Annotated in this window: 9 protein-coding genes and 1 pseudogene; 3 read left to right on the forward strand and 7 right to left on the reverse strand. The window is 57.5% G+C overall.

The window, feature by feature from the left end; all coding sequences use genetic code 11:
* A partial coding sequence (locus GHO42_RS00280) for a sigma-54-dependent Fis family transcriptional regulator (RefSeq protein ID WP_153384072.1) occupies positions 1 to 894 on the forward strand: 894 nt, incomplete at its 5' end.
* Positions 895 to 901: 7 nt separating this feature from the next.
* The gene (locus GHO42_RS00285) at positions 902 to 2692 is read left to right on the forward strand and encodes an ATP-binding protein (RefSeq protein ID WP_094999668.1); all 1791 of its coding nucleotides are present in this window, start codon (positions 902 to 904) and stop codon (positions 2690 to 2692) included.
* 4 nt (positions 2693 to 2696) lie between these two features.
* Here GHO42_RS00285 and GHO42_RS00290 read toward each other — a convergent pair whose 3' ends face one another.
* The 7 genes and pseudogenes from GHO42_RS00290 to GHO42_RS25925 all read right to left on the reverse strand — a co-directional run bounded on the left by GHO42_RS00290 (position 2697) and on the right by GHO42_RS25925 (position 8908).
* Positions 2697 to 3476, reverse strand: coding sequence for an N-acetylmuramoyl-L-alanine amidase (locus GHO42_RS00290; protein WP_094999669.1), 780 nt, complete (start codon positions 3474 to 3476; stop codon positions 2697 to 2699).
* Positions 3477 to 3608: 132 nt separating this feature from the next.
* The gene (locus GHO42_RS00295) at positions 3609 to 4010 is read right to left on the reverse strand and encodes a hypothetical protein (RefSeq protein WP_095020621.1); all 402 of its coding nucleotides are present in this window, start codon (positions 4008 to 4010) and stop codon (positions 3609 to 3611) included.
* A gap of 271 nt (positions 4011 to 4281) precedes the next feature.
* Positions 4282 to 6264, reverse strand: coding sequence for a diguanylate cyclase (locus tag GHO42_RS00300; RefSeq protein WP_153326266.1), 1983 nt, complete (start codon positions 6262 to 6264; stop codon positions 4282 to 4284).
* Positions 6261 to 7139: an endonuclease/exonuclease/phosphatase family protein gene (locus tag GHO42_RS00305; protein WP_094999672.1), complete on the reverse strand. Its 879-nt coding sequence runs from the start codon at positions 7137 to 7139 to the stop codon at positions 6261 to 6263. Before GHO42_RS00305 ends, GHO42_RS00300 begins: the two co-directional genes overlap by 4 nt.
* A 15-nt stretch (positions 7140 to 7154) precedes the next feature.
* Positions 7155 to 7793: a thiol:disulfide interchange protein DsbA/DsbL gene (locus GHO42_RS00310; RefSeq protein ID WP_016782754.1), complete on the reverse strand. Its 639-nt coding sequence runs from the start codon at positions 7791 to 7793 to the stop codon at positions 7155 to 7157.
* Between the two features lie 200 nt (positions 7794 to 7993).
* Positions 7994 to 8614: a cytochrome c gene (locus tag GHO42_RS00315; protein ID WP_094999673.1), complete on the reverse strand. Its 621-nt coding sequence runs from the start codon at positions 8612 to 8614 to the stop codon at positions 7994 to 7996.
* Between the two features lie 46 nt (positions 8615 to 8660).
* Positions 8661 to 8908 (reverse strand): annotated as a pseudogene (locus GHO42_RS25925) (cytochrome c5 family protein).
* Between the two features lie 190 nt (positions 8909 to 9098).
* Here GHO42_RS25925 and yihA point away from each other — a divergent pair.
* Positions 9099 to 9749: a ribosome biogenesis GTP-binding protein YihA/YsxC gene (gene yihA, locus GHO42_RS00320; protein ID WP_094999674.1), complete on the forward strand. Its 651-nt coding sequence runs from the start codon at positions 9099 to 9101 to the stop codon at positions 9747 to 9749.
* Positions 9750 to 9958 lie beyond the last annotated feature (209 nt).

Here is a 9958-nt window from a genome sequence, read left to right on the forward strand (position 1 = left end):
CCGGCCATGATGGCGGTGCTCGAAACCGCCCGCCAGGTGGCCGGTACGGATGCCAATATTCTTATTCTGGGCGAGTCGGGTACCGGTAAGGGGGAACTGGCACGCGCAATCCACGGCTGGAGCAAACGGGCGAAAAAGTCCTGTGTCACGATCAATTGTCCGTCACTGACGGCCGAGCTGATGGAAAGCGAACTGTTTGGCCATACCCGTGGAGCCTTTACCGGTGCCAGCGAAAGCACCCTGGGCCGGGTGAATCAGGCCGATGGCGGTACCTTGTTCCTCGATGAAATCGGCGATTTCCCGCTGGCCCTACAGCCAAAACTGCTGCGCTTTATTCAGGACAAAGAATACGAGCGCGTCGGCGACCCCGTTACCCGCCGCGCCGATGTACGGATTCTGGCCGCCACCAACCTCCACCTTGAGGACATGGTGCGCGATGGCCGCTTCCGTGAAGACCTGCTCTACCGTCTCAACGTGATCACCCTGCATTTGCCGCCGCTGCGCGAGCGCAGTGAGGATATCCTGACCCTGGCCGACCGTTTCCTGGCCCGTTTCGTCAAGGAATATGCTCGCCCTGCCCGCGGCTTCAGTGAGGAAGCCCGCCGGGCCCTGGCCAATTACCGTTGGCCGGGCAATATCCGCGAGTTGCGCAATGTGGTTGAGCGCGCGAGTATTATTTGCCCGCAGGAAGTGGTTGAAGTCAGCCATCTGGGCATGGCCGAACAAACGGTACCCAACGCCCCGCGCATTGGTGCTGCTCTGAGCCTCGATCAACTGGAGAAAGCCCATATCGGCGCCGTCCTGGCCACCAGTGAAACCCTGGATCAGGCAGCAAAAACCCTGGGTATCGATGCCTCGACGCTGTACCGCAAACGTAAGCAGTACAACCTGTGAGCCCGCGATGAAACTTGCGATCAAGCTGCGCACCCGCCTGTTCCTGAGCATTTCCGCGTTAATCACGGTGGCGCTGCTTGGCCTGTTGCTTGGCGTCGTCAGCGTGATGCAAATGGCGAAAACCCAGGAAGCGCTGATTCGTAACAACTTCATTACCCTCGATCTGGGCCTGAAACTGCGTCAGTCGCTGGGCGATCAGTTGGTGATGATGCTGCACAACCAGCCAGATCCTGAAGCGCTGAAGTCATCAGCCCGGGAGTATTTGAAGCTGCTCGACGAGGGCATCGAGCATGAGCGTAAAAACAATCTGCATAGCGGTTTTGCCCAGGCCCGGGAGGATTACAGCAGTTTTTTGCTGGCCTTCAACAAGGCCAGCGACGCGCAACTGAACCTGAGCAATGACAAGGATCTGACCAGCCGCTTCAATCAACTGCGCAACGGTCTGATTACCGAACACCGTCGTGCGCTCGACACCATATATGCTGCCCAGGCCGCAGCCCGGGATCGCGCCTTGGTTGTCGCCGCCTTGCTCGGCCTGGTCGGCATTGCCGTGCTGATCATCGGCTTTATCACTGCCCACGGTATTGCCAGGCGTTTTGGTGCCCCGATCGAGGCACTGGCCAAGGCCGCGGATAACATTGGCAAAGGCAATTTCGAAGTGGTGTTGCCGCTCTCCTCGGCCACAGAGATGAACCTGCTGACGCGGCGCTTTGGGATTATGGCCGAGGCATTGCGCCAGCATCAGGCAACCAACATCGACGAGCTGCTGGCGGGCCAGCAGCGGCTGCAAGCGGTACTCGACAGTATCGATGACGGGTTGTTGATGATCGATCAGCAAGGCCGGCTGGAGCACTTGAACCCCGTCGCACAGCGCCAGCTGGGTTGGGATGAAGGGCGATTGGGGCAGTCGCTGGGTGAGGCCTTGCAACGTCCGGAACTCGACCAGCAACTGCAAACAGTACTGCGCGGAGGCAGTCTTGAGCGCTTGCCGGAAGACTTGAGCGTCGACATTGAAGGCGAAACCCGACTCCTGACCTACAGCTTGACCCCGGTGAGCCAGCCCAAGGGGCCTATCCTCGGCGCCGTCATGGTGCTGCACGACGTCACCGAGCAGCGTGCCTTTGAGCGGGTACGCAGCGAGTTCGTGTTGCGGGCCTCCCATGAGTTGCGCACCCCCGTCACCGGCATGCATATGGCGTTCGGGTTGTTTCTGGAGCGTTCACGCTTTGATCCCCAGTCACGGGAAACCGACCTGCTCAACACCGTCAACGAAGAAATGCAGCGCCTGATGCAGTTGATCAATGACCTGCTGAACTTCTCCCGCTATCAAAACGGCATGCAGAAGCTGACGCTGGCCCCCTGCAGTGTCGAACACATGCTCGAGGACGCCCGTGTCCGTTTCGCCGACCGTGCGCGGGTAAAAAATGTCGAGCTGCTGGTGCAGCTGCAACAACCGCTACCTGAGTTGCGGGCCGATCAGGCCCAGTTGGAGCGGGTGCTGGACAACCTGCTGGACAACGCCTTGCGCCACACCGCCAGTGGCGGGCAGATCTGCCTGCAGGCCAGGCGCCATGGGGAACGGGTGATTATCAGCATCGAAGACAATGGCGAAGGCATTGCCTATAGCCAACAAGGGCGGATTTTTGAGCCCTTTGTGCAAGTGGGGCGCAAAAAGGGTGGCGCCGGCCTTGGGCTGGCACTGTGCAAAGAGATTGTGCAACTGCATGGCGGGCGCATTGGGGTGTATTCGCGTCCAGGGCAAGGCACACAATTTTACATGGCCCTGCCATTGCTCTAGCTCATCAGTGCTTTTGCGTGTTCAGCACTTTCAAAATGGCCGCACTTTCAGCATCCGGAGTGCCATCGTATCGCGAAGGCCTGAAATGCATCTGGAAGGCGGCCAGAACGTGACGAGTGGCGACATCCAGCTCTCCAGTTTGCGGGGTTTCGTAGCCCAGAAGCGCCAGTTGCTGCTGGAACCAGGTGATGCTTGGCAAGTTGCTGGCGTACAGTGCTTGCTCCCGGGCTACGGCCCGGGCGTTTGGCCAGATGCCAAAGCCAGCGTCGGCCAGGCGCTTCCAGGGAAACAGCGGGCCCGGATCCAGCTTGCGCAAGGGCGCGATATCGCTGTGGCCAATGATGTTGCGCGGGTCGATCTGATAGCGGGTTGAAATATCTTTGAGCAGTGCGATAACCGACTGGACCTGACCCTCTGTATAGGGGTACCAGACTCGACCTTCGGGCGTATCGCGAAAACCCTTGTTGACGATTTCAATGCCGATGGAGCTGGAGTTCAGCCAGGTGCGGCCCTTCCATTGGCTTTCACCGGCGTGCCAGGCGCGCTGGTTTTCATCCACCAGTTTGTAAATGGTCGGCGGAGTATCCCCGACCAGGTAATGGCTGCTGACCGGACCGCGGGTTAACAGCTCCAGGGAGCGCTCCAGCGAGGTTGAGGTGTAGTGAAGCACCACAAACTGCACGCGGCTGTCGTGGTTGATCGAAGGATGACTGGTGTCCATGCGCAGACCGTTGCTGCAACCGGCCAGCAGGGCAAGGGACAAGATCAGGGCGGAGAATTTCATGGGCGAGAACAACACGACTGAGCAATTAATAGGCAAGCATACCTTACCGCCCGTGTCGTGCAGCTGTACCGGATGAAGACAAGGGCTGCGACCTTGTAAACACCAACAGGGTCGCAGCCTTCGTAAGGTGATTTATTTGCCGCACACCAGGTAAAAACTCATCGATGAATCCCCGGATGGCCCGTTGGCACCTAGCATCAAGCCTATAACATTCACTTCGGATCGGGTCGGTTTGCTCGACAATTTGGCGATGCCATAAAGGGTATGTTCATAGCTTGAATTGTCGTAAGTCGATGCCACACAAAATTTTGGCTCCTTTTGAAAGGCATCGGGCATCAGATTAACTTTATAACTGGCTGCATAATCGGGTTGGCTGGAGTATTCAATACTTTCAATCCAGTGCGGCGATTGTGCGGCCAGTGTTCCATCCTTGTTAATGGAGGCCGAATAGATCGGGGTTTTAGTGGCTGCACTTACCGAAACAGAGCCCGTGATCAAAAAGAACACAGATAACAAGTAAATCAATATTTTCATACACTACCTTTTACGGCCGTACACCGTACTGGCTTTATACCACCGGGCTAGAGCCTGCAGTGCCCGGCGGCATTGTCGATGGGGGTTTGATAATGAGATGTCTACAGTGCCGTCGTTACTTGTCGGGTAACCAAGCCGGTCTGTTATTTTATATAAGTCGCCCACTCACAACCCGTCAAGAAAGCCGCGAGGAAATCCGTTAATTAATTTTAAATACCGACAGGGACTACTTGCTGTCTAGAAAGTAACTACATAAAGCGACAAATAAATATCAAGTTTCAATAGTCGCTGCTTGAGGCTCCACGCAGTTACGTCCACGCCGTTTGGCCCGATACAGTGCTTCATCAGCCCGTTTAAGCACATGGTCACTGCGATCACCCGGCCTGAACGCGGATACACCGATAGACGTGGTGATGGTCACGGGTTCGCCCTTGAAGTGGAACGGACAGGCCTGGATTGCTGCCCGCAGCTTCTCGATCAGATGCAAACCTGCGCTCAACGGCGTATCGGGCATCAGTAGCACAAACTCTTCGCCACCAAAGCGGGCAATAAAGTCGGTCGGCCGCAGATGCTTGCGCAACTGGGTGGCAATGATCTTGAGCACCTTGTCGCCCGCCAGGTGGCCGTAACCATCATTGATACGCTTGAAATGATCGAGGTCGAGCATGGCAATCAGTAGAGGATTACCGTTTTTTTGCCACTGATCGACTTCATATTGCAGGCGTTCGCCCCATGCCGCCCGGTTAGGCAGATCGGTCAGGGGGTCTATCAGTGCTTTTTGGCGCTGTTCTTCAAGATGCTCGCGATAGCCCTGGGCCTGCTGTTCCATGCTCGCGATACGCTCGGCCAGCCCCTGGAGGTGGGCCGAGACCTCCTGTTCACGGGCGATGCGCTGCTGCTGGTGCTGGTCCATCGTGCCCAGCAGTCCTTCGAGACGATTCTCCAGCAGGTGCTTGAGGCTGTTAAGGTCAACGGCGTCCTGCACGCTATTTTGCAAACCGTCCACATGTTCGCGCAGTTGGCTGTGCAAGTCGTCGGCGGCGGATCGACCCTCGGCATGACCCTCGCTGGCCGCCTGCAGGTTGTTCTGAAATGACTCCAGGCGTTCATTGAGCTGTTTGAGGTAAGCCTCGAATTCATGCTGGCCGCTGTCAGTAATGGCCAGCATCAAAACCGCAAGATCGTCGAGGATCGGCAGTAATTCGTACCAGTTGAGCCCTTTTTCCAGACGCCGGCACATGGCCTCGGCCTGTGGCCTGTGGTGTTCAGGCAGCGACAGGCCGCTCAACAACCCGAGCAGTGTGGACTCAATGTGCTCGGCCACGCTGCTGTAGGTTGGCTCGGGGGCATCAGGCAAGGCATAGACAGCATCGACTTCGGCCAGCTCAGTCTGTTCGTCGAGCGGCGACTGCTCAACGAAATCCCGGGCTTGATCATTTTCGGCCTCAACCATCGCGACCACTGACTCAAGTGCACCGCTGGATGCATGCTCTTGAGCCTCTTGAGGTACCGAAGGGGATGGCTCGGCAAGCGCCTGGGCGTCATCGTCAGCCGTAGCAACGGGCGGCGAGGGCTGTGCTTCAACAATTACCGGTTCAGGCTGAGGCGTGGGTACTGCCGGCGGTTCGGCAACATGCGCTGGGACCACACTGTTCGGCGCAGCCGGTCGCGGCGCCTGAGTCTCAACCGGAATCGGAACCACAGTCGCTTCGCCAAGTGCCTTTTCAGCGTCTTGTGCACCAAATAATCGCTGTAACAAGCCCGGCTTGGGCGGCTGGGCGTCATTGAGTTGCGGCGCCAGTGCCTGCCCTTGCAAGTGACTCAGCTCACCAAGCAGCAGCGGTATTTCTCGGGCGTGCGTCACCCGGTTTTCGAGCTGTTTGGCATAGGCCTTGAGCGGCTTGCTGACCTCACGGGGCAGTGGCAGGGCCTGCAGTTGGGTGACCAGCGTATTGAGCGCTGCGCTGACTTGCTCAACCCGGGTTTCACGTCGCTGCTCGGAGTCGAGCACGGCTTTTTCAAGGCGCGGGAGCAAGGCGGCAAGGGCGGCGTCCATCTCATTGGTGCGCACCGCTTCGCGCATTTCTTTCATGCATTGGTCGACCGTGCGGTCCGTGCCCTCAGCGGCCAGGGTGCTACGCACCAGGCCACGGCGCAGCAAGTCGAGGCGGGCATTCCAGCGGCGCTCAAGCTTGTCTTGCAGCTCCACGCTTTTAAGGTATTTCTCTTTCCAGCGCGCGGCCTCGTCCCTCATGCCTTCGCCCCGTTGTCAGGCGGGCGCAGCGCGATCTGGGAGTCGACGCCGACAGAGCCTGGCAGACGGATATCGACGGCTACCGGCAGATGGTCCGAGATAGGCTGATCCAGTACCTGGACGCGCTCAAGGGTCAGGCTTGGGCTGAGCAAAATATGATCCAGGCAACGTTGCGGGCGCCAACTGGGGAAGGTGGCCTCCATTTGCGGCGCCAGCAGCCCGAGGTCCCGCAGTGGCGAGGTGTGCAGCAGGTCGTTGGCATGGGTGTTCATGTCGCCCATCAACACCTGGTGCTGATAGTCGCCAATCAACTCGCGAATATAGGCCAGCTGCCGGGTGCGGGTTTTGGTTCCCAGCGCCAGGTGCATGACCACGACCACCAAAGCGTCGGGGCCTTCACCAAAGCGCACCAGAATCGCACCACGCCCCGCAGGGCCGGGCAAGGGATGATCTTCAATCGCGGCAGGGCGCAACCGGCTGAGCACACCATTACTGTGCTGGGCCAGACGCCCTAGATTGCGATTGAGTTGTTGATACCAGTAGGGAAATTCGCCCTGCTGGGCAAGATACTTGACCTGATTGATGTAGCCAGAACGATGGCTACCACCGTCGGCCTCTTGCAGGGCGACCAGGTCGAAGTCGCCGAGCAGGTCACCAATACGCTCCAGGTTACCGGCTCGCCCCTTATGGGGGAGCACATGCTGCCAACTGCGGGTCAGGTAATGCCGGTAACCCTGGGTGCTGTTACCCACCTGGATATTGAAACTGAGCAGTCGTAAACGTCGATCATCCGGCATCCCGCAGGACGCCAGATGATCTTCGTTGATCTGCGGCTCATGCAGACCAACACTTCGCTCGCCTTTCCAGCGGAGCATGGGCGAGGGCGCCGCTTAGTTTTTTGCGCCCGCTGCGCGCTCTTTGGCGATCAGCTGGTCAGCCACGCTCAAAGCGCCTTCAGGGCCACCGGCAGTGCCCAGGTCGAAGCGGTACTTGCCGTTGACGACCATGGTCGGTACGCCGGAGATTTGATAGGCCTGTGCCTTCTTCTTGGCGTCTTCAACTTTGCCTTTGACGGCGAACGAGTTGTAAGTGCTCAGGAACTTGTCTTTATCGATGCCTTCACCGGCCAGGAAATCAGCCATTTCTTCTGGGGTTGCCAGCTTCTTGCCGTCGTGGATGGCCTGGAACACGGCTTTGTGAACCTTGTTTTCAACGCCCATGGCTTCAAGGGTGATGAACAATTGGCCATGAACATTCCAGATCCCGCCAAACATGGCAGGGATACGCACGAAGCTCACGTCGGCGGGCAGTTTTTCTGCCCAGGGATTGATGGTTGGCTCGAATGCAAAGCAATGCGGGCAGCCATACCAGAACAGCTCGACCACTTCGATCTTGCCAGGCACGGCAACCGGAACGGCGCTGCTCAGCTCTACATATTGTTTGCCCGCTTCAAGCGGCTCGGCAGCTTGAGCGGTCATGCCAAACAGGCTGGCACTGACGAGAGCGGCGCTGAGAATCAGATTACGCATGCTTTACTCCTGGACAGATAAGGTCATATCAACGTGACCTGTATTCAGACAGGTCCATGCTGGCTTGAGTTCGATAGTGTAACTGTAGACGCGATGCAAAAGGGCAGCCGAAGCTGCCCTTTGAGGTTCACATTCAAGGATTAAACGATCGTTAACGTGACCTCTGGTATCAAGACCTGGCCCCGCCGACCGTACAGACCTTAGTGCAGGCCTTGAATATAGCTGGCCAGCGCCTTGATGTCCTTGTTGCTCATTTTGGCCGCGATGCCGCGCATGATCATCGAGTCACCATCGTTGGTGCGGTCGCCTTCACGGAAGTCTGTCAGCTGTTTCTCGATATAGCTGGCGTGCTGGCCGCCCAGGTGCGGGAAGCCGGCAGCGGCAAGGCCCTGGCCGTCTGGCGAGTGGCAGCCGATGCACGCTGGCATGCCTTTCTCAAGGTTGCCACCACGGAACAGGGCCTCACCCTGGGCTACCAGGGCCGGGTCAGCAGCGCCAACCGAACCTTTCTGGCTTGAGTAGTAGGCCGCGATGTCGGCAAGGTCCTGATCGTTCAGGTTCGCCAGCAGGCCGGTCATTTCCAGCACCTGACGCTTGCCGTCCTTGATTTCATGCAACTGCTTGAGCAGGTAGCGATCACCTTGCCCGGCCAGCTTGGGGAAGTTTGGGGCCATGCTATTGCCGTCCGGACCGTGACAAGCGCCACATACAGCGGTTTTTGCCTGACCTGCAGCAGCATCACCTACCACAGCGGTGCTAGCAGCCTGGGCAATACCGCTGACGCCCAAGGTCAACAGCAGACTCACGAGTAATTTGTTCATCAGCTAATCCAACTACGGCTAAGGGTTAAAGAGTTATGGGCCGGGCTCACTCGCTTATCCACTGTAGGACAGTTCGGTAATCCTCGACACTGCAGTCCATGCACAAACCACGCGGCGGCATCGCCTTGAAACCCTGGGTCACATGTCGTACCAGCGCCTACATACCTTGCTCTTACCTTGGCCTATTAGCTGACCAGCATGGCAGACAATACAAACGCGGTTGTACACGGCTTCCGGATCCTGTGTAGCCTGAATGCTGTAACGTGGCATCAAGACACCGTCACCAGCAGTCATAAAACGACCTTTTCAGGGTTGGGAGCCTGCTGCGTTCTAATGCGCAACCTGGGTTTTTTGCTCCCGTGTTCTTCATCCTACGCTGGGACAAAGCGCACACAAAATCTGCGGCATTATATACTGGCGTCACTGAAACGGAAACGACACGCTCGCCGCGTCCATTCCTGACGCCGCTCACATCGGAAATCCCATGCAACTCAAGAACCCCATTCTCGGTCTGTGCCAACAGGCCACCTTCATGCTCAGCGCTGCCAAAGTCGATCAATGCCCCGATGACGAAGGTTACGAAGTCGCGTTTGCCGGGCGCTCCAACGCCGGCAAGTCCAGTGCACTCAACACTTTGACCCACGCCAGCCTGGCGCGCACGTCGAAAACTCCGGGCCGCACTCAGTTGCTGAACTTCTTCCAACTGGACGAAGAACGTCGCCTGGTCGACTTGCCAGGTTACGGTTATGCCAAGGTGCCGATCCCGCTGAAATTGCACTGGCAGCGCCACCTTGAAGCATATTTCGGCAGCCGTGAAAGCCTCAAGGGTGTGATCTTGATGATGGATATCCGTCATCCAATGACCGATTTCGACCTTTTGATGCTTGATTGGACCGTGTCCAGCGGCATGCCTATGCACATTTTGCTGACCAAAGCGGACAAACTGACGTACGGCGCTGCAAAAAATACGCTGCTTAAAATCCAGTCGGACATTCGCAAGCAATGGGGCGATGCCGTCACCATCCAGTTGTTCTCCACGCCAAAGCGCATGGGCCTGGAAGAGGCGTACACCGTGCTGGCACGCTGGATGGAATTGCCGAACAAAGGCGAAGAACTGGTTGAAGCTGACGAGTAACAAATCGCAGGCAAAAAAAAACCCGGACTTCGCATGGGGGGAAGGAGGTCCGGGGTTCAAGTACTGAACCGCTAGGGCGGGGTTCAGGTATCTGCCAACACTTAACACAACATTAGGAGCTTTGAAGGGCTTCACCACCCATTCAATAAATCTGAGTGGTGTTGGCAGATTTAGTTCCGGGAGCTTAAAAACTCTTTGGAATAAGCCCG

The sequence above is a fragment of the Pseudomonas sp. FSL R10-0056 genome (assembly GCF_009600105.1).
In the GTDB taxonomy this organism is placed as follows: domain Bacteria; phylum Pseudomonadota; class Gammaproteobacteria; order Pseudomonadales; family Pseudomonadaceae; genus Aquipseudomonas; species Aquipseudomonas bubulae.